The organism is Haliea atlantica (assembly GCF_054779855.1).
In genome coordinates this window covers 384,160-403,937 of sequence record NZ_BAAGXL010000019.1, presented here as the reverse complement: position 1 = coordinate 403,937, position 19,778 = coordinate 384,160, and the positions used below count along the sequence as shown (strand labels likewise).

Annotated in this window: 19 protein-coding genes; all 19 read right to left on the bottom strand. The window is 65.0% G+C overall.

Going from position 1 to position 19,778, the window contains the following annotated elements:
• Nucleotides 1-128: 128 nt before the first annotated feature.
• Nucleotides 129-584: a flagellar export protein FliJ gene (gene fliJ, locus ACYVGS_RS13660; RefSeq protein ID WP_460589219.1), complete on the bottom strand. Its 456-nt coding sequence runs from the start codon at nt 582-584 to the stop codon at nt 129-131.
• Nucleotides 581-1,951, bottom strand: coding sequence for a FliI/YscN family ATPase (locus tag ACYVGS_RS13655; protein ID WP_460589217.1), 1,371 nt, complete (start codon nt 1,949-1,951; stop codon nt 581-583). The genes fliJ and ACYVGS_RS13655 overlap by 4 nt, the downstream gene beginning before the upstream one ends.
• Complete coding sequence (locus ACYVGS_RS13650; protein ID WP_460589215.1) at nt 1,948-2,559, bottom strand: FliH/SctL family protein; 612 nt, start codon at nt 2,557-2,559, stop codon at nt 1,948-1,950. The genes ACYVGS_RS13655 and ACYVGS_RS13650 overlap by 4 nt, the downstream gene beginning before the upstream one ends.
• On the bottom strand, nt 2,552-3,568 hold the full coding sequence (fliG, locus tag ACYVGS_RS13645; RefSeq protein WP_460589213.1) for a flagellar motor switch protein FliG: 1,017 nt from the start codon (nt 3,566-3,568) through the stop codon (nt 2,552-2,554). The genes ACYVGS_RS13650 and fliG overlap by 8 nt, the downstream gene beginning before the upstream one ends.
• The gene (gene fliF / locus ACYVGS_RS13640) at nt 3,561-5,213 is read right to left on the bottom strand and encodes a flagellar M-ring protein FliF (protein ID WP_460589212.1); all 1,653 of its coding nucleotides are present in this window, start codon (nt 5,211-5,213) and stop codon (nt 3,561-3,563) included. Before fliF ends, fliG begins: the two co-directional genes overlap by 8 nt.
• Before the next feature lie 33 nt (nt 5,214-5,246).
• Nucleotides 5,247-5,576 carry a flagellar hook-basal body complex protein FliE gene (gene fliE / locus ACYVGS_RS13635; protein ID WP_460589211.1) on the bottom strand — a complete coding sequence of 110 codons (330 nt, stop codon included), beginning with the start codon at nt 5,574-5,576 and terminating at the stop codon, nt 5,247-5,249.
• Nucleotides 5,577-5,596: 20 nt separating this feature from the next.
• Nucleotides 5,597-6,955, bottom strand: coding sequence for a sigma-54-dependent transcriptional regulator (locus ACYVGS_RS13630; RefSeq protein WP_460589210.1), 1,359 nt, complete (start codon nt 6,953-6,955; stop codon nt 5,597-5,599).
• Nucleotides 6,952-8,103: a sensor histidine kinase gene (locus ACYVGS_RS13625; RefSeq protein ID WP_460589208.1), complete on the bottom strand. Its 1,152-nt coding sequence runs from the start codon at nt 8,101-8,103 to the stop codon at nt 6,952-6,954. Before ACYVGS_RS13625 ends, ACYVGS_RS13630 begins: the two co-directional genes overlap by 4 nt.
• A gap of 112 nt (nt 8,104-8,215) precedes the next feature.
• Nucleotides 8,216-9,202 carry a sigma-54 interaction domain-containing protein gene (locus ACYVGS_RS13620; RefSeq protein WP_460589207.1) on the bottom strand — a complete coding sequence of 329 codons (987 nt, stop codon included), beginning with the start codon at nt 9,200-9,202 and terminating at the stop codon, nt 8,216-8,218.
• A 198-nt stretch (nt 9,203-9,400) separates the two neighbouring features.
• Nucleotides 9,401-9,772 (bottom strand): flagellar protein FliT, encoded by a 372-nt coding sequence (locus ACYVGS_RS13615; protein WP_460589206.1) that lies wholly within the window; start codon nt 9,770-9,772, stop codon nt 9,401-9,403.
• A gap of 8 nt (nt 9,773-9,780) precedes the next feature.
• On the bottom strand, nt 9,781-10,170 hold the full coding sequence (fliS, locus tag ACYVGS_RS13610) for a flagellar export chaperone FliS (protein ID WP_460589204.1): 390 nt from the start codon (nt 10,168-10,170) through the stop codon (nt 9,781-9,783).
• A 9-nt stretch (nt 10,171-10,179) separates the two neighbouring features.
• On the bottom strand, nt 10,180-11,637 hold the full coding sequence (gene fliD, locus ACYVGS_RS13605; RefSeq protein ID WP_460589203.1) for a flagellar filament capping protein FliD: 1,458 nt from the start codon (nt 11,635-11,637) through the stop codon (nt 10,180-10,182).
• 112 nt (nt 11,638-11,749) lie between these two features.
• Nucleotides 11,750-12,157 (bottom strand): flagellar protein FlaG, encoded by a 408-nt coding sequence (locus tag ACYVGS_RS13600; protein ID WP_460589201.1) that lies wholly within the window; start codon nt 12,155-12,157, stop codon nt 11,750-11,752.
• Between the two features lie 69 nt (nt 12,158-12,226).
• Nucleotides 12,227-13,663: a flagellin gene (locus ACYVGS_RS13595; RefSeq protein ID WP_460589199.1), complete on the bottom strand. Its 1,437-nt coding sequence runs from the start codon at nt 13,661-13,663 to the stop codon at nt 12,227-12,229.
• Nucleotides 13,664-13,878: 215 nt separating this feature from the next.
• Complete coding sequence (gene flgL / locus ACYVGS_RS13590; protein WP_460589197.1) at nt 13,879-15,081, bottom strand: flagellar hook-associated protein FlgL; 1,203 nt, start codon at nt 15,079-15,081, stop codon at nt 13,879-13,881.
• Between the two features lie 15 nt (nt 15,082-15,096).
• Nucleotides 15,097-17,010 (bottom strand): flagellar hook-associated protein FlgK, encoded by a 1,914-nt coding sequence (gene flgK / locus ACYVGS_RS13585; RefSeq protein ID WP_460589195.1) that lies wholly within the window; start codon nt 17,008-17,010, stop codon nt 15,097-15,099.
• Between the two features lie 40 nt (nt 17,011-17,050).
• A complete protein-coding gene (flgJ, locus tag ACYVGS_RS13580) occupies nt 17,051-17,965 on the bottom strand; it encodes a flagellar assembly peptidoglycan hydrolase FlgJ (protein WP_460589193.1) in 915 nt (304 codons plus the stop codon).
• A 2-nt stretch (nt 17,966-17,967) separates the two neighbouring features.
• A complete protein-coding gene (locus ACYVGS_RS13575; RefSeq protein ID WP_460589191.1) occupies nt 17,968-19,074 on the bottom strand; it encodes a flagellar basal body P-ring protein FlgI in 1,107 nt (368 codons plus the stop codon).
• A 10-nt stretch (nt 19,075-19,084) separates the two neighbouring features.
• Nucleotides 19,085-19,762: a flagellar basal body L-ring protein FlgH gene (gene flgH, locus ACYVGS_RS13570; protein WP_460589190.1), complete on the bottom strand. Its 678-nt coding sequence runs from the start codon at nt 19,760-19,762 to the stop codon at nt 19,085-19,087.
• Nucleotides 19,763-19,778: the final 16 nt, after the last annotated feature.

The following is a 19,778-nucleotide window of genomic DNA, read 5'->3' as shown; positions in this document are numbered from 1 at the left end:
CGGCCGCCCTCACCACCTGTAGAGGGCGGCGCTATCGTGGAGGACATGAGCAGCAGGCTTTGCATAGAGGACAGACAGCAAGATCTGCGCCAACCCCGCACCACCGGTGCCAGCCGGCACTGGTCACCTCAGCCGCGCGGCTTCACCTGCGGTCCTTGCACGGCGAAGCGCTCATCGGCCATACGCTGGTCGCGCTTTTCCCGCTCGCGTATTTCGTCCTGCCGCAGACGCTGCACCAGACCATCGATGCGATCCTGCTTGCGGTGATGATCCTGGAGTTCCTGGCGTCGAGTCGACAGTGCCAGGTCAGCCTGCTCGACCAGTCCCTCCTGCTGCTGGATCGCCGCGGTGAGTGATCCGAGGAAGCGCCGGAACTCACGCAGCTGGACGGCGGAGATGCCCGCGTGGGAGTCCCGGGTCAGCCGCTGTTCGTATTCCTCCCGAAACGCGAGCAGCTGCCGGAGTTGCGACTCCGCGGCACCCTGCCGGGCCTGATCAGCGCGCAGACGCTCGGCAGCCTGGTCGCGCTCGCCTGATGCCAGCTCCGCGAGACGCGTATAACGTGTTACCCGACCTCCACTCACCGGCCGGCCTCCAGTCCGGCTTTCCCGGCCAACTGCAGGAGCCCCTGCAGGCTCTGCACCATGTCTACTTGCTGCAGGCGATCCTGCCGCACAAACTCACGGATGGGCTCAATCGCGGCGATAGCCCGATCCAGCGCCGGATCACTACCTGCCTTGTAAGCGCCGATGGCCAGCAAATCACGGTTGGCCTGGTAACTGGCGTAGAGACCCACGATACGTCGAACCAGCTCGAGCTGGGCCGGGTCCACCACCGCCGGCATGTTGCGGCTGATGGAGGCCTCGATATCGATCGCGGGGAACAGGCCGCTGTCAGCAATCCTGCGTGACAGGACCAGGTGTCCATCGAGCACAGCCCGGGCAGCATCAGCGATGGGATCTTCCAGGTCATCCCCCTCGACCAGGACGGTGTAAAACGCCGTCAGGGAGCCGCTGCCGACATTCCCGGCCCGCTCTACCAGAGCGGGAAGCAGGGAGAAAACCGAGGGGGGATAGCCCCGGGATACCGGCGGCTCGCCGGCGGCCAGTCCGATCTCGCGCTGCGCCTGGGCAAAGCGCGTGAGGGAGTCCATCAACAGCAGGACGCTGCGCCCCTGCTGGCGGAAGTGCTCGGCAATCGCCGTGGCCCGCCAGGCACCGTGCAAGCGCATCAACGGCGGATCGTCCGCGGGCGTCGCGACAATGACGGCCCGGGCCCGCCCCTCGAAACCGAGGACATCCTCGATAAATTCACGCACTTCGCGGCCGCGCTCGCCAATCAGGCCGACTACGATGACATCCGCAGCACAGTGACGCGTCATCATGCCCAGCAGGGTACTCTTTCCCACGCCACTCCCCGCAAACAAGCCCATGCGCTGACCGCGCCCGACAGTGCACAGCGCGTTGATCGCCCGCACGCCGACATCGAGGGGCTCGCGGATAGGCTCCCGCAACATGGGGTTGATGGCATCGCCCCGCAGGGCGCGGTAGGTGGAGAAATGCAGCGGCGCACCGCCATCGATAAGGTGGCCCGCCCCGTCCATCACGCGACCGAGCAGAGCATCGTCTACCGCCACGCGATGGCTGAAACCCAAGGGCTGCACCGAAGCCCCGGGCATGATGCCCTGCGTCCCGCCTTCGGGGGTCAGAATCAGGCGGCTGCCGGCAAAGCCGATGACTTCCGCCTCCACCGTCCGGCCATCTTCCGCGGCAATGCGGCAGCGACTGCCGATGGGTGCACGGCAACCCTCCGCCTCCAGGCGCATGCCGACCATTTGAACGATCCGCCCTTCCCGCACGATCGGCGCCTGCACCACCCGCGACCGGTGGCCCTGCAGCCGCTCCAGCAGGGCCGTCATCCGCGCCGACCTCAGCGCGTTAGCGTCATTCACAGCGTCCCCCCGGAGCTCGTCTCACTCTCGACATCAACCACCGCTGCCAGGGTGTCCGCCAGTCGCTGCTCCAGTGTGGCATCGAGAAACCAGCCCGGTGCGTCCACCCGGCAGCCACCGCGGGTGATCGCGGGATCGTCCCGCAAATGCACCCGGGGTGAACGGGCGGTCAGCAAGTCCGCGACCCTGGCGCGATCCTCGGGGTTGAGAAAGACCTCCACCTCACCGCTGCTGCCTTCCAGCTGTTCCAGAACTTCTGGCACCACGGCATCAATCAGCCGCGGGTTACTGCAGGACTCGGCCCGCACCACTGCAGTCACCAGGGCCCGCACCAGGGCATCGAGCTCTGCCGCCAGACGCGCAGTCTGGCCCTGGTAGGGCGCCGCCATGCTCGACCAAAGCCCCTGCAACTGCGTCACCAGCTCCGCAGCCTGCTGCAGACCCGCCTCGCGCCCCTCCCGCAGTCCATCGGCATAACCTTCATCCCAGGCGGCCTCATGCAGGCGCTGCAGACGTGTATCCGCATCCTGATTGAGCGGAGGCTCAACCGCCTCTGGCGGCTTCCCGTCCAGTCGCGGTGGATGCCAGGCGGCACGAGGCTCAGACAAAGCCTTCATCCCCGCTGCCCAGCATGATTTCACCCTCGTCCGCCAGGCGCCGCGCGGTTTCCAGAATTTCCCGCTGGTGCGATTCCACCTCCGCCAGCCGCACGGGGCCCTTGGCCTCGATGTCCTCTCGCAGCATATCCGCTGCTCGCGCGGACATGTTGGCGAAGAATTTCTGACGCACCGCCTCGTCGACCCCCTTCAGGGCAATAACCAGACCATCCACGGCAATTTCGCGAATCAGGCGCTGCATGCTGCGATCATCCATGGCCAGCAGGTCTTCAAACACGAACATCAACTCAGCCACTTTGCTGCCGAGGGCTTCATCGCGCTGTTTCAGGGCATCCAGCAGCTCGCTTTCGAGCTGGTTGTCGAGGCGATTGAGGATCGCTGCCGCGCTGCCCTTGCCGTCCACCGGCCGCGCCGGGGAGGCCTGCCGCTTGCCCAGCTGAGACTCCAGAATGCCGTCCAGTTCTTCCAGAGCGGCGGGATCAATCTGCTCCAGTCTGGCTATGCGAAACAAAATCTCCTGGCGTAGCTCGGCAGGCAGCTGGCGCAGAACCTGGGCGGCATGATCATCTTCGAGCGTGGAGAGAACCGTGGCAATGATCTGGGGGTGCTCGTCGCGAACCAGGTCGGCCACCGCCGACGACTCCATCCAGCGCAGCGCATCCAGTCCCGTACTGATGACATCCCCCGGCATGAACTTGGAGAGCATTGAGCGAGCGCGGCTCTCCCCCAGGGCATGGGTCAGAACCCGGCGGGTAAACTCTGTGGCTCCCAGCCCAAGGGGGTTGAGGTTGGCCGCCTGACGGTGAAATTCTTTCATCACGCTCTCGACCTGGGCATTGGTCAGTGACGTCAGGGAGTTCATCGCCTCTCCGATTAACTGCACCTCGCGCGGCTCCATGTAACGCATGACCTCGGTGGCAGATTTTTCACCCACCCCGAGGAGAAAAACAGCGGCACGCTGCGGCCCGCTCAGGCCTATTCCCGACTGCGCCTCAGCCATTTTCGGCTACCCATTGTTTCATCACATGTGCCGCTCGCCGCGGCTCCTCGTCAACCACATTGCGGGCTTTTTCCAACTGACGCTGGTAACCCTCGTGGCTCAATGCCAGCGTATCCCCGCCGAGAGTAACCCGGTCATCCGCCAGCTCTCCTTCCACGCCACCCGGTGAGGACTGGTTCTCGGCAGGCAGTGCCCTGGCGCCGCCAGCAGATGGCAACGATGCCTGTGCGCTGGTGGAAAACCGGATCAGCGGGCGAATGACGAACACCATCAGCAGGACCAGACCCAGGGCAACCGCCAGCCACCGGGCCAGATCCCACACCCAGGGGCGCTCCAGCAAAGGCGCGCTCACCACGGGCTCGGGTGCCGCATCCGTCTGCACGAAGGAGGCATTGATCACACTCACTGTATCGCCACGCGTAGCATCGAAGCCGATCGCGTCCTGTACCAGTTCGGAGATCTCCGCGAGGCGCTCGTCGCTCAAGGGCACCCGGGCCACGCTGCCGTCTTCCGCAGTCTGCTCCGCATAGTCCACCACCAGCGCAACCGACAGCTTGCGGATCGAACCCGGCGTCTCGCGAATGTGGCTGATAGTCCGGTCAATCTCGTAATTTCGCAGGACCGAGCGATTGGTGTTGGCGGTCGCGGCCTCGGATGCTGCGGTACCGGGTGCCACCTCGAGTATCTCGGTCTCTGCGGGCGGCTGGGTCATCAGCGCACCGGGTATACCGCCCTCGGGGGCGGCCCCGGCGGTGACTGCCTCGCTAGTCTGTTCACTGCGAACCACGGTCTCCGGCGCGTATTCCTCGCGGGTGCGCTCGACACGGGTAAAGTCGATGTCCGCGGAGACCTGAGCGCGCACCGCGCCGGGCCCAAGAATGGGCTCGAGAATACGGGAGATACGGTCGCTATAGCGTTGCTCGATAAGCTCCGCCAGCTGAAATTGCTCCCGGGTGTAGCCAAATTCCGTGTCCTCACCCTGGCCTGACAGCAAGCGACCCTGCTGGTCGACCACAGCGACACTCTCCGGCGCCAGGTTGGGCATACTGGAGGACACCAGATTCACGACCCCCGCCAGTTGCTGGCGCGAGAGGCTCTGTCCGGCATAGAGGTGCAGGACAACCGAAGCCGCCGGGTTATCTCGCTGGCGCAGGAATGCCGACTGTCGACCCTCGGCCAGGTGCACCCTGGCGCTGCGGACACTGTCCAGCGCGGCAATCGTCGCCGCCAGCTCGCGCTCCAGGGCACGGTGAAAACGGGCCCGCTCCATGAAGCTGCTAACGCCGATTTCCTGCTCCTGATAGAGGCTCTCGAAGCCGCTCGCTGCATTCCCCGGGAGACCTTCGCTGGCCAGCAATATCCGCGCCCGCTGCACCTGATCGGCGGCCACGGCCAGCAGGCCGCTGCGGTTGTCCAGACGGTAGTCGATACCCTGGCTCTCCAGGCTGGCAATCGCGCGGCTGGTATCCTCGCCCGCCAACGCGCCGAACAAGGGCTTGTAGGCCGGGGTACTCGCCCACTGTACGAGACCAAACCCCACCGCAATACTCGCGGCCAGCCCCAGCAGCAACGCCAGCTGCCGGGTACCCGGCTGATTGCTGAAGGCCGCCAGGCGGGTGGACAGTGGACTATCGAGCACGGCCACGGGATTTCCTCATTGATTGCATGTCGCGGCCGGTCAAACTTGCATCCGCATGACTTCCTGATAGGCGTCCAGCAGCTTGTTGCGGACTTGGGTCAGGGCCTGGAACTCAAGGCTGGCGCGCTGGGCGCTAACCATCAGCTCGGTCAGAGAGACCTCGCTGCTTCCCGACTCATAGGCGTCCGCCATGCTGCGGGATTCCTGCATGGCCTGGTTCACTTCGTCGAGGGACTGGCGCATCAGTGAGGAGAAGTCCTCGCCTGTTGCCGAGGGGCCGGCCGCGGCCTCCCCTTCACCAGGTGCGCTAGCGCGGGCAGCCATCGAGCGCATCTGCGCCAGCACCTGATTGATCGCGACATCACTCATCATTTACTCCCACCCTAAGGTTAAACGGCATGCCCCATTTCGCGTAATCGCGCCAGCTTGTAGCGCAACGTCCGCGGGCTGATGCCCAGCTGCTCGGCGGCCTTCTTGCGGCTGCCATTCACGGCTGACAGCACGGATACGATCATCTCCCGCTCGTGCGCCTTGAGACGACCGTCGAGCTGGGGCACCTCGGTGCTCGGCAGATGCTCGGCTTTCGAGTCGGGCGTCGCTGCCTGCACGACCGTATCGAGCCCACCCAGGTCGAGGGCTTGTCGCAACACAGCCTCGCTGACCTGGCCACCCTCTGCCAGCAGGGCTGCACGCTGTATACAGTTCTGCAACTCTCTGACATTTCCCCGCCATGGCTGCGCCTGGAGCCGGGCCAGTGCTTCGGGCGAGAAGCGAAGCGGGCGCCCGGCGGTGAAGCGTGCTAGGAAGGTTCGCGCCAGCGCCGGAATGTCTTCCGCGCGATCGCGCAGGGGGGGCACCTGGACCGGTATCACGTTCAACCGGTAGTAGAGGTCCTCGCGGAACTCGCCGGCCGCCACAGCTGCCCCCAGATCCCGGTTGGTGGTTGCCACCACCCGCACATCCAGCGGAATGGGGGTATTTCCCCCCAGGCGCTCGACTTCGCGCTCCTGCAGCACCCGCAGCAATTTTGCCTGCAGGCCAAGATCCATTTCCGAAATCTCATCCAGCAGCAATGTGCCGCCATCGGCTGTCTCGAACTTGCCGGGGCGGGCCTGGTGGGCCCCGGTGTAGGCACCCTTTTCATAGCCGAACAACATGGCCTCGAGCATGTTCTCGGGAATCGCTGCGCAGTTGATGGCAACGAATGGACCATCAGCGCGATCCGAGCAGCGGTGCAGGTAACGCGCTACCACTTCCTTGCCGACACCGGACTCGCCGCTGAGAAGAACGGTCGCATCGCTGCAGGCGACCCGGGTCAGCAGCTGGCAGATTTTCAGCATCGCCGGTGACTCCGCGACCATTCCCTCGACAGAGGGCGAAGGCAGCCGGAAACGCTCCAGCAGGGACAGCAGCACCTCGGCCTCGAAGGGTTTCAGAAGGTAGTCACTGGCCCCTTCCTGCATCGCCTCGACTGCCTGACGGACGCTGCCGTGGGCAGTAATCATGACCACCGGCAGTTCCGGGCGGTCGCGGCGCAGATGGCGCAGGAGGGCTGCGCCGCCCATGCGGTCCATCTGCACATCGGTAATCACCAGGTCCGGTTCAGCTGTGGCGAGCACGCGCAGGGCCTGCTCCCCGTCGGCAGCCTCCAGCACCTGGTCACCTGCCAGCCTGACCGTGTCACACAGTGCCTCGCGCAGCGTGGCGTCATCCTCCACGATCAGTACGCTCAGACGATGTTGCATCAAGATTCCCCGTCGTAGTTCAGTAGCGGTAGCGTGATCACGAACTCGGCGCCGCGGGTCCGCCCAGGCACTGCGTGTACCTCACCCCCGGTGGCGGTCACCACCCTGTCGACCACCGCCAGACCCAGCCCGACACCACGTGCCCGGGTAGTAAAAAAGGGGTCGAAGAGGCGATCGATAATCGCCGGGTCGATACCCGGGCCATCGTCGCTTACCCGCACTTCCACCCAGTCCGGACTGATCGCAGCTACCCGGACATCCACTACCAGCGGCTGACCCGAGGCGGCATCCAGGGCATTGCCCACCAGGTTACAGAGCACCGCCACCAGGTCGTCGAGCACCCCGCGAACGACCAGACTGCGGTCGAGTGGCGTCATGCTCAGGGTCACCGCGGAGGACGCCAGTCGCGGCTGCATGATCTCCTCAAACTGACGCAGTACATCCTGCAGACACACCGGTACTGCCGGAATGTCGTCTCCACGTACAAAGCCCAGAACACTGTCGATCAGGTTCTCCATCTGGGCCAGCCGTTGAGTCAATTTGTCACAGACCTCCGCCCGGCGTGATGCGGGAGCATCCGGGTGACGGAGTTGTGACAGGTACAGGGTGACGGAGGCCAATGGTGTGCGAATCTCATGGGTCATCCTGGCAGCCATTTCCCCCAGGGCGCGAAGACGCTGTTCGCGCCCCAGCTGGGACTGCAAGGCATGCAGCTCGGTGGTATCGGTGACCAGTACGACCTGCTCCCCGGTACTGTCGAGGTGACGGCTCGCCACCGAGACGCGACGCTCGCGTCTGTCCGGTGCCGGCAGCGGCGTGCGCTCCGCGACCTCATCCCAGAGCTCGCCGACCAGAGGGTCGCCATATATCACCCGGGCCTGGGGGTTGATGTCACGGACGATACCGGCCTCATCCACCAGCAAGACCCCACCGGGCAATACCGCCATCAGGCTGGACAGGCGCTCCAGCAGGCGCTCCTTTTCCGCCAGCTCGCGCATGCGCGCGGAGCGACTGGCCGCGAGCTCCTCGTTGAGGCGGGCCACCCGGGTCTCCAGGCTGCGGTAGGAGGCATCGAGCTCCCGGGATACGCGCTCCAGACTGCGGAAGGCGGCTTCCACATGGTCGCTGGGCTGAGCGCTGGCTCTCTGCATGAAACAATTCCCTGGCAATCAATAACCGGCAAGTGCTTGCTAGCACGCTCTGTGCCAAGGAACGTTTATTCAATAAAAACAGTGATCTGTAGAGACAGGGGGACGACCAGCGTCAGGATTCTGACACCGCCTCGGCGCGACTGATGCCGAGCTTGCGCATCTTCTCCACCATGGTAGTCCGGCGCAGGTTGAGGCGCTTCGCGGCCTGGGCAACCACCCAGTCACTTTCCTGCAGGGCCTGCAGCAACAGACTTTGCTCAACGTCGGCCAGGTAGGCCTTGAGGTCGTCGACCTGGCCCAGCGATGCCTCCGTCACAGTGTCCGTCAGACGCGACCGAACCGGGCCGCCGCTGTCGACACTTGCCACCTCCAGTGCCTCCAGGCTGCCATCGGGCAGCCCCTCCAGCAGCCGGGCAGGCAGCTGTGCCAGCCCGACGCCGCCATCCTCGTGCAGAATCGCCATGCGCTCGACCAGGTTGGCCAGCTCGCGGACATTGCCCGGCCAGTTGTAGGCCTGGAGCGCCCGCCGCGCCGCCTGGTCGAAGTGCACCGGCTGCAGCCCCGACTCGGGCAACTTGTCGCAGAAGTGCTCAATCAGCAATGGAATGTCATCGCGCCGCTCGCGCAGCGGGGGGATATCGATGGGAAATACCGCCAGGCGGTAATACAGGTCCGCCCGAAAGCGACCATCCTCGACCCGGGTCTCGAGGTCCTGGTGGGTGGCCGCAACGATGCGCACGTTACTGTGCCGGGTCACTGCGCTGCCGACGCGCTCGAAACAGCGCTCCTGCAGAACGCGCAGGAGCTTGACCTGCATGGGCAAGGGCATGTCGCCAATTTCGTCGAGAAACAGGGTTCCCCCTTCCGCCAGCTCGAAGCGCCCCTGCCGTGCGCTGAGCGCCCCGGTAAAGGCACCCCTCTCGTGACCAAAGAGCTCGGACTCCAGCAGGTCGGCGGGAATGGCGCCGCAGTTGACCGGAACAAAAGGTCCGTCACAGCGGAGGGACCGCATGTGCAGCTCCCTGGCCACGATCTCCTTGCCGGTCCCCGACTCCCCGAGAATCAGTACCGAGGTCTCGCTCGTCGCGACTTTCTTCACCAGGCGACGCACCGCGGCTGCGCTTGCGCTCTGACCCACAAAGGCAGAGATACGAGACTCGGCTTGCGGAGGCGTTGATCGGGAAAACCTTGAAGAGGGCATAGCGGCAGTGTACCCGTCATCCTTGACAGCCAGTGGAGGCGGACAAGCATGCCCAGTCATCGGCGGGGCGTCAACTCCTTGACGCCCGGAAGCCGGTCAACGCGATGGTGTGGCGTTGGCGGCGTAGGTGTCCACCGCCCGCAGCGAGCGCCGCTGCTGGCTGCCAGCCCGGCTCAGCTGCAAACGGGCCTCGCCCAGCAGGCTGACCAGCTCTTCATTCAACTGCAGAATCGCCGCCAGCGCATCCGCAATCAGCTCACCGTGGCGGGTGTCATGCCCCGCGTCGAGGGCGACCGCGAGGTAACTTCGGCGCTGCGACTCACAGCGGGCCACGGCATCCCAGTCACCCTCGTGCGCCAGGGACAGCATGTGCCGGCTCAACTCCAGCGCCCGGGCCAGGGCATGACAGCCGCCTGCCGCGACATCGCCATCCTGATCCGACGCAGTGCCTGGAAAAGGAATCAGCATGCCCGAAATCAGCGCGCGGCCCCGGGCAGCTGAATCCAACCCTGGTGCAAGGTAGCCAGCAGGTCCCGTACCTCCTCCAGCACTTCGGGATCCGAGGCACTGTTGGCCTCGACCAGACGCTGGGTCATGTAGACATACAGGTTCTCCAGGTTACCTGCCAGCTCGCCCCCCTGACCGTGGTCCAGGCACGCACGCAGGTTGTCGACAATCGATATCGTCTTGCCGATCAACTCGCCCTGGCGCGCGCGCTCGCCGCGACTCATGGCACCCCTGGCACTGGCCAGACGATCCATGGCGCCCTCCATCAACAGTGTGATGAGTTGCGCTGGCGAGGCGTCGACGACGCTGGTCTGGGTGCCCACCGACTGGTATGCGCTGAGAGCCTGTTGTGCATTCATCGGAAAATCCTAGTTGTTGGAAGAGTTGCCGGGCAGCGGGATGCTGGCCAGCTGACGATTCAGAAAATCACCCGTGGACTGCAATTCCGCGAGCAGGGAGTCCAGTGCGTTGAACTGGCGCAAGTAACGCTGCTCCACCGACTCCATGCGCCGGTTGAGGCTTTCGCGACCGGCTTCGATGGACTCGATGCGCTGACTGAGACTGTCGGTGCGGGTCGTCAGCAACCCGGTATCACCGAGAAAGCCGGCCACCAGTTGGTCCAGGGCAGGCGCCAATCCCTGATTACTGTCGGAGAACAAATTTGCCACTCGCGTCGGCTCGGCATCCAGCACACGGTTCAGTTGTTCGCGATCGACCGACAGCGTACCGTCAACCGCGGTCTGAATACCCAGCTCGAGCAGCGAGTTGACCCCCTCCCCGGTGAGCCCCACCTCGCGCTGCAGAGCACTGCGCAACTGGCTGGTGACAGCCCGCGCCGAGAAATCACCCTGCAGGGCACCGGCCCGGCCACTCTCCGGATCGTATCGGGTCAGGTTACCCGCAACGCCGACAAACTGGTTGTAGGCATTGACGAAGCGGTCAATGGCCTGGGTCACGGCGGCGCGATTGCGGCTGACATCCACCGTGACCGGTGTCGCCACCTCGGACTTCAGCTGCAGGCTCAAGCCGTCCACCACGTTGTTCACCTGGTTGCCGGCGCTGCTCAGGGACAGCCCATTGAGCGTAAAACGCGCGTCATCACCGGCTACGGTCTGCTCCAGGTTGCTGGCAGCGGTGTTGAAAGCAAGCCGGGACAGGCCGGACGAATCGCCGTTCTGGCCATCCCCCGAGTCACTGACTTCGACCACGAAGCCGTTGCCGACACCGGTATCATCACTGCTGAAGAGCAGGCGCGCCCCACCGGCATCGTTGACGATCGTCGCCGTGACCCCGGCCTCTAGGGCATTGATGGCATCGCGGATACCGGCGAGGCTGTTGTTGCTGCTATCGATAGTCAGGGTGAGCGGCTCGCGCGCTGCATCCGGTGAAAAACTGTCCACGTTCTGCGCCGCGCCGCTGCCACTGCTCACCAGACTGCCGAAACGAAAGGTCAGTTGCCCCTCGCCGACCGGGGCGTCGCTGTCTGCAAAAGCCTCCGAGGCCAGGGACTGGGCGCTGGCAAGATTCGCCACCGTGACGCGATAACTGCCCGGGGCCGCTTCTGCGCTGACCGTGGCGGCAACTGCTGCCGAGTCACTGGATTTTACGCTGCGACCGACAAATGTCGCTGGCTGGGTCAGGGCTTCCAGTGCACCTTGCACAGAGCCCAGCGCGCCCTTCAGGGCACCAAACGCCGACAGCTCACTGGTCACCGCGGCCTCGCGCCGCAACAGGCGATTCTCCTGCGGCGCCCGCTCCGCCGCCACCAACTGAGACACCAGGCTGTCGATATCCAGCCCTGAGCCAATTCCGGTCACAGATACCATGTCAGATCTTCACCTCGCGCCAGTGGAGCCTATCGAGATGCGAATCAAGCAAATGTGGTGCCAACTAGAAGGAGGCCACGCCGGAGCCAGCGCGATGCAGGCCATGAGCCAGTCAGCCCTGACCGTCGAACAACAGTCCGCGGGTCGGCTCACCCTCGAGCGAGGCCAGCTGCTGTGCCATGAAACGGGCCAGGGCCAGCACTTCCTCGCTGGGTATCTGCCGCACGACTTCATCGGTGGCCTGGTCCACTACGGTAATCACGGTGGTGCCCGCTTCGTCGTCGACGGAGATCCTCAGGGAACGGCTGACACTCTGGAAGTAGGTTTCCAGGGTGACTACCGCCGCCTCCAGCTGTGCGGAGGCTGGGGGCGCGGCGGCCCCGGTTTCCTGCGCGGCAGCCGGCAGCACTTTGCCGCCCGCGGCCTCGGCTTGCCGCGCCGGCGCGGCCTGAGCGGGTTCGCGCCGGGGCAAGGGGGCGACACTCTGGGGACTGTTCGAGTTGTTGACAGGGCTTGCCATCGCTCGTTGTCTCGTCAGCGGGGGCTGGAGTCAGTCACGCGAGCCCTGACTCCAACCGACCGGTTGCGCTTACTGCAGCAGCGCCAGCACACTCTGGGGCTGAGCATTGGCCTGGGCCAGTACCGAGATACCCGCCTGCTGCAGGATCTGGGCACGGGTCAGCGCCGCGGTCTCGGCCGCGAAGTCGGCATCGCGGATCCGCGAGCGCGAGGCGTCCAGGTTTTCCGCCTGGGTCTGCAGGGACGCCACCACCGACTCGAAGCGGTTCTGTACCGCACCCAGGTCGGCGCGCGCGGCGTTGATCGAGGTCAGCGCGGCGTCAATGGTGGTAATGGCGGTATTGGAGTTACCCACGCTCAGCAGGTTGATGTTGCTGGTGGCGAAGAAGCTGCCGGCGGTCAGGCCAGCCGCAGCAACGTTGTTGCCGGCAATGGTCAGGTCCTCAGTCGAAGTGAGTGTCAGCCCACCCTCGACAGAACTACCGCCTTCAAGTGTCGCGGAGCCGTTATCCCCTGAGCCGCCTGCGGACACAGCGAAATTGTTGACTGTTACGCTGGAACCCGTTGCGTCGGTAAGAACAAGGTCGGTACCCGATTCAGAGGCCGTTACGCCGGTGTTGGCAGTGGCCCCGCTGGCATTGATCGCACTTACCAACTCGGTGAGTGTCACTTCGTCATCATCCGCACCTGCGGTGATGGTAATCGTATCGGTTCCTGCTTCGGTCACAATGTCAAAGGTGAGCGTGTCTTCGCTGCCACTGGTTGAGCCATCGGCAAGAACGCGCGTATCAGAGTAATCCACCGTATAGCTGCCACTGGTCGCCGTGGCACTGACACCACTCACGCTGGCGTCGTTGATGGCGGTAGCCAGGGCCGTCACACCAGCGGCGGCAGACCCGACATCGGTGCCGTTCAAGGTCAGGTCACCAGCAGACAGCGCGCTGGTGGCACCCGTGACAGACTGGCTCACGGTATTGGAGCCACCGGTATCCAGCCCCAGCCCCAGCGCCGTGGCATTCACTACGGCGCTCAGGTTGATGGTATCGCCGACATTGGCGCCGACCTGGAACTGCTGGGAAGAGAAGCTGCCGTCCAGCAGCTTGACGCCGTTGAAGTTGGTCTGGGTCGCGACGCGATCGATCTCCGCGATCAGCTGCTGCGCTTCGGCATCCAGGGCCGCGCGGTCGGAGCTGTTGTTGGTGGCGTTGGCCGACTGTACCGCCAGCTCGCGGATGCGCTGCAGGTTGTTGGTTACCTCGGCCAGGGCGCCCTCGCCGGTCTGGGCCAGGGAGATGCCGTCATTGGCATTGCGCACAGCCTGATTCAGGCCGCGAATCTGCGCGGTGAAGCGCTCGGAGATGGCCAGGCCGGCCGCGTCGTCCTTGGCGCTGTTGATACGCAGGCCGGAGGACAGGCGCTGCAGCGCGGTGGCGACATCATTCTGTGTGCTATTCAGATTCCGCTGTGCGGTGAGCGAGAGAATGTTGGTGTTGATGATCTGTGGCATGGTCTCTTCGTCCTTCTGTGTCGCGCCATCAGGCGGGTCGCCCGGGCGGGCTGTTCCCGGCGGGGCCGTGCCCTGCCAACTGTTCCATCAGTGTTAGCGACCAGTGCGAAAAGAACTTTAGAAAAATTTTCAGCCACCAGGGCGCGCGCGGCCGGGGCGCCACGGCGCGGTGGGCACCGCGCAGCAAAAACCCCTGTGCCGAAGGGAGAGGAGTGTCAGAGGTAGTCGAAAAGCGAAAGCCCCTGTAGCGCCACATAGCTGCGCTGGGCTGCCTCAAGGGTCGTCAACTGCTGCTGCAAGCGGCTGATTGCCTCGGCGTAGTCGAGATCGCGCACTTCAGAGAGGGTGGTCTGCAGCCCCAGGGCAAAAGACTCATTACTCGCGGCCACCGACTCCACCTGGGCCATGCGACTGCCCAGGTCGGTCTGCCGCTCCAGGAAGTTGCCTAGCGCCCCGTCCACCGTACCCAGTCCACCGGCCAGCAGAGTATTCAGCGAAGCCCGCGAGGCCGGCGTATCCGCCACCCCTTCGAGACCGGCGATCACCCCGTCCAGGGCGGCGAAAATGCTCTCGCGGGAGGCCCGGCCCACGCTAAAGCTGTCTCCGTCAGCCGGCTGCCCGGTAAAGCTGAGGCGCGCACCGTTGAAGGCAATTTCCGATGACGCCGTGTAGTTGCCCGAGGCTACCGTGCTGCCGGCACCGTCGACGACGCTGTAAGTCAGTGGATCTGCCGGCGTCGCCTGAGTGAAAGTCAGCGTATAGGTATCCCGCTGGTAATCGGAGCCGGCACTGCTGCTGTTGAGCACTGCGGTACCGGTGTTGCCGGCATCGGCCGCGACCGCAAAGCTGCCGTTGCCGGCCGGCACGGCCATGAACAATTCCCGCCCGCTGGCCCTGATGGCTACCTGCACGCCGTCGGCCACTGCGAGTTCGCGCCCGCCTTCATCGCCACGGAACACCACTCCGCCGGGGTTTTCCACGAAGGGCTGCCTGCTCGAATCGTACCCGGCAAACAGGTACTCACCGGATGCGTCGCGGGTGTTGGCCAGGGACACGAGCCGCTCGCGCAGCCCGCGCAATTCATCGGCGGTCGAGGACCGAGTCTCGGCCGTCTGGGTGGCGTTGTTTGCCTGCAGCAGTAGCTCGCGAACCCGCTGAATGACATCGACCGCGTCCTGTACGACAGTTTCCTCGCGGGCCAGCGCTCCCATGGCGAGCTCGGCATTGCGCTGGTAGCGGTCGAGACGGGAGAGCCCAGTGGAGAGATCCAGAATCTGCACCGCGGCCACCGGGTCATCCGCGGGCGTGGTAACGCGCAGGCCGGTGGCCAGCTGCCGCTGGGTGGTCTGCAGCTGGGCCTGCTGCTCCAGGATTGCGCTGATGCCCTGTTGAAAGATCTGTGACGTGGATATCCGCATGTCTGTCCGCCTCCGCTATCGCCGGGTGGCCGCGAGCAGTGTCTGGAACAGCGTGTCGGCAACCGCGATCACCTGTGCCGCTGCCTGGTAGGCCTGCTGGTAACGCAGGAGGTTGGCCGCCTCCTCGTCCAGGTTCACGCCCTGCACACTCTCCCGGGCACTGACGGATTGCGCGAGCATCACCGACGCGGTATCCGCTTCGCTTTGTGCCTGCCGACTGGCAACCGCGACCCCGGATACCAGGGTGCTGTAGGCATCCTGGTAACTGGCTGTACCGCCGGCGAGTGTCGGCGCCGCCTGCAACTCGGCGAGGGCCAGCCCGTTGCGGTTGTCACTGCTGCCGGCGGGCGTATCCCGCAGACTGAAGCTGTCGCCCGCGACCGGCTCACCCGACAATCGAAACTGCAGATCGCCGAGACTCACCACCTTGCCTGCGGCATCCACCGCCGGATCGTAGGCCAGCGGCCCGCCCGCGGTACCACTGACCTGGTAGCCAGGCAGGCCTGGCCCCAGTGCGTCCGGATCGAAGGTGAGCACCACAGGGGAGCCCAGAGGCAAGGCGGCACTGGCCCCCGCACTCACCGGGCCCAGGTTCGCGCTGCCGAGATTTGCCGGGTCAGAGGCGACCTGCAATGGCCCGGCCACGGCGATCCCCGCGGGTGACGACAGCGCCAGGCCAAAGCGGCTGGCCGCCTGTGCAGTTGGCTGCACCAGAAAGCTGTCCCCGGCCACCGCTGCACCGGGCAGGTCGAAGCGTACGCCATCGACCACGCTACTGCCGCTTGGCAGCGCCTGTGAAGCGCCGGTTTGCTGGTTGCGCAAAGTCCACTGGCTGCCATCGTAATCCAGCCGATAATCCGCTCCCGTGAGTGCCGCGGCATCCACCAGCTCAGCCGTCAAGGTAACCCCGGCACTGTTGCTGCCAGCGGGCAGCACGACGGGCTCCGGTGGTGCAAAAAAGTCACCCCCCATCTGCCCCTGGAGATCGACCCCTGCGCGATGCTGGGAGTTGAATGTCATCGCCAGGCCTGTCGCCAGCACGCCCAGCTCCCGGCGCGCCGAGTCCAGTACCCCGCCGCGGAAGCTCAGGGCAGCGCCCAGCTCACCGCCGCTGATAAAGCGATCGATCGGGCCCTGGGCCGGCGCGTCGGCCAGTACCACATTGAGCCGCGTGGCATCAGTGGGATCGCGGCTGATGGCAAGCTCGGTCACATCACTGCCCACCACCAGGGACTGACCATTTCCGATCATGACATTGACCGCACCATCATTGCGCGGTACTACGGTGACCCCCACCAGCGACGAGAGCTCTTCCAGGGCGCGATCGCGGCTGTCCAGCAGCCCGCTGGATGCCGAGCCCGTGGTCGCAACCCCGAGGGAAATCTGTTCGTTGAGTGATGCGACATTGGCAGCCAACGTATTGATTTCGCGTACCCCGGCCTCCAGGCGGGCACCGATCTCCGCGCCGAAATCGGACAGCCGCCGGTCCAGGCCCTGTATGCGCTGGGCCAGCACCTCCGCTTCTCCCAGCAGCACCTGGCGAGCGGGCAGCGATGCAGGATCGCTGGCCACGCCCTCGAGGGCACCGAAGAGGTCATTGAGCGCCGGCGAAATACCGACATCGGCATCGCCGAGCAGCGCATCCAGCCGCGCACTGAAGTCACTCAGCAGGTTGAGCCCGCTGCTGGCCGATGTACGGCTCTGTACGTCACTGGCGAGAAATTGGTCGAAGTTGCGACGCACGGCGTCGATACGCACTCCGGTACCCAGGTAGCTGTCGCCCTGCCGTTCAGCGGGAGTGGCGACAAACAATACGTCCTGGCGGGTATAGCCGGGGGTGTTGGCGTTGGCGATGTTGTTCCCGGTGGTGCTGATCGCCCGCTGCAGGGACAGCAAGGCGGAGGCACCAATATTCAACAGGTCAGCCACGGGGCACCTCGACCGGAACAGAGAAAGGAAGCGGAGCGTCTCATGAGGAGGTTAGCGGCCGATCCGCCGATCTGTTTAGCGCCACGTGGGCGCCGTCCAGCCCAGCCCCCCGGGCCAGGGCAATGATCTTGTCGGCATAGGCCGGGTCGGTAGCGTAACCCGCGGCCTGCAGCCCTCGCACATAGGCCGCGCCATCGGGGGCTCGCGACAGGGCGTCCTGGTAGCGTCCGGAGCCCGCTATCAGGGCGGCGTAGTCATCGAAGGCCTCGGCCAGTGACGGGTAGGCGCGGAAACGCGAGCGCTGCAGGACCGGTGCGCCCTCCACATACTCAAGCGCGGTGACCTCGGCTACCGGACCCCGCCAGTGCGCGTTGGCCTTGATATTGAACACATTGAAGCTGCTCGCCTCCCCCCGCTTGAGGGTGTGCTGCCCCCACCCCGTCTCGAGGGCTGCCTGCGCCACCAACCAGCCGGCCGGCACGCCGAGTCGCTCCGCCGCCCGCTCTGCATGCGGCAGCAAATCGCGCACAAAGTCTGACTGACCGGCGGGCGCCCACTCTGCCGGGCGCACCAGCCGCGGCGCGGCGATACTGCCCCACTGAGGCATGTTCAGGCCCTCGCCAGCCTGTGCGGAACCAGAGGCAGAATCGGCACCGCCGACCCGGCCCGCCGCGCGCAACTGCTCAACCAGCGACTCCGCCAGCCCCACTCCGCCCTGTTGCGCCATGTCGAGAGCCAGCTGCTGATCGTGCATCTCGCGGTAGCCCTGCATGCGCTGGCTGTCGAAGAGGCCGCCCTGGGGTACCGCCTCGCGCATGGACTTCAGCATGCTCTGCAGGAACAGTGCCTCGAACTGTGAAGCCACGGCTTCGAGCGTCGCATCAGCGTCCCGGCGCGCCTCGAGACGCAGGCCGGCCAGGCTGGAAAAATCGTTGTAGAGCGCCGCTGCCTGCATGCTCAGATCACGATCAGTTGCGCGCGCAGGGCGCCCGCCTGCTGCAGCGCTTCCAGAATGGCAATCAAATCACCCGGTGCTGCCCCGACATTGTTTACGGCGGTCACCAGCTCCTGCAGCGTCACACCCGGCTCCAGCAGGAACATGCGCGCGTCTTCGGTCTCGACCGTCACTTCCGAGTCGGGCACCACCGCCGTGGCAGCGCCGGGGCTTCGGGTAAAGGGCGCCGGCTGGCTGACCTCGAAATCCTCGGACACTGTCACCACCAGGTTGCCGTGGGCAACCGCTGCCCGCTCCACCCGCACCTCGTTGCCGATAACAATGGTGCCGCTGCGGGAATTGACCACCACCCGAGCGGGCGCCGCATCCGGGCTCACTTGAAGATTCTCAACGATCGACAGGAAGGCGATGCGCTCTGCCCGCCCTTCGGGCGCACTGACTTCCACCGAAGTGGCGTCCACCGGCGCGGCGGTGCCCGGCCCGAGATGAGTGTTGATGGTGGTCGCGACCCGCTGCGCCGTAGTGAAGTCCGGCGCGTTCAAGTTAAACATCAGTGAGGGCGCCTCGGCAAAGGTAGACGGGACCGTGCGCTCAACCGTGGCGCCATTGGGGATTCTGCCGGCACTCTGAACATTCACCGTCACCCGGGAGCCATCGGCACCCTCGGCGCCAAACCCGCTCACCAGCAGGGAGCCCTGGGCCAGCGCATAGATCTCACCATCCACTGCTTTCAGGGGCGTCATCAGCAGGGTGCCGCCACGAAGGCTGTCAGCATTGCCCAGGGAAGACACCGTGACATCGATCGTCTGCCCGGGCTTGGCGAAGGGCGGCAGCTCAGCGTGGACCATCACCGCCGCAACGTTCTTGAGCTGGGCATTGACCCCCTCAGGCACATTGACGCCGAGATTGGTCAACATGCTCTTGATACTCTGTATGGTAAAGGGGGTCTGCGTGGTCTGGTCGCCCGTCCCCTCGAGACCGACCACCAGGCCGTAACCAATCAGTTGGTTACTGCGCACTCCACTCACCGAGGTAATGTCCTTGATGCGCGTGGCCTGCGCCGGCAGGGCCAGCAGCAGACAACTCAGGAGCAGAACAAGATGTCGCATGGTTCGGTCCTCAAAAGGGCATCAGCGGGCTCAGGAAAAAGCGCGTAAGCCAGCCTGGCGTATTGCTCTCGTTCCCCGCCCCCTTGCCGGCATAGGAAATCCGGGCATCGGCGATACGAGTGGAGGCAATGGTGTTGTCGGGACCAAGATCCTCGGGACGAATAATGCCGCGCAAGCGGATGTACTCGTCGCCCTGGTTGATGCGGATCCATTTTTCACCCTGGACGTAGAGGTTGCCATTGGGCAGCACCCGGGCCACCTGCACGGCGATGGAGCCCTGCAGACTGTTGCGCTGGTTGCTCGAGGCTTCCCCCTCAAAACTGCCGGATGTAGCCACATCCACCCCCAGATCATAGCGGCCATTGATGGTCACCGGCTGACCGAACAGCGTGGGGCTGGGCATATCCAGGCCGCTGGCCTTGTCCAGGGCAGTATTGGCACTCTTGCTGGCATCGGTGGCTTCCACCAGCACCACGCTGACAATGTCGCCGACACGGTGTGCACGGGTATCGCTGAACAGTGACAGGTGGCCAACCGGCTGAAACACACCGCCCTGACTCACCGCCGGTGCCGCATCCGGGTAGACGATGGGTTCGATCGGCCCATAGAGGGGGTGGCTGTCCTCGGGCACGCCGGCACAGCCCGCAAGCCCCAACACCCCAAGCATCAACCCAACGCGCCACATCATGCCGCCACCTCCATCA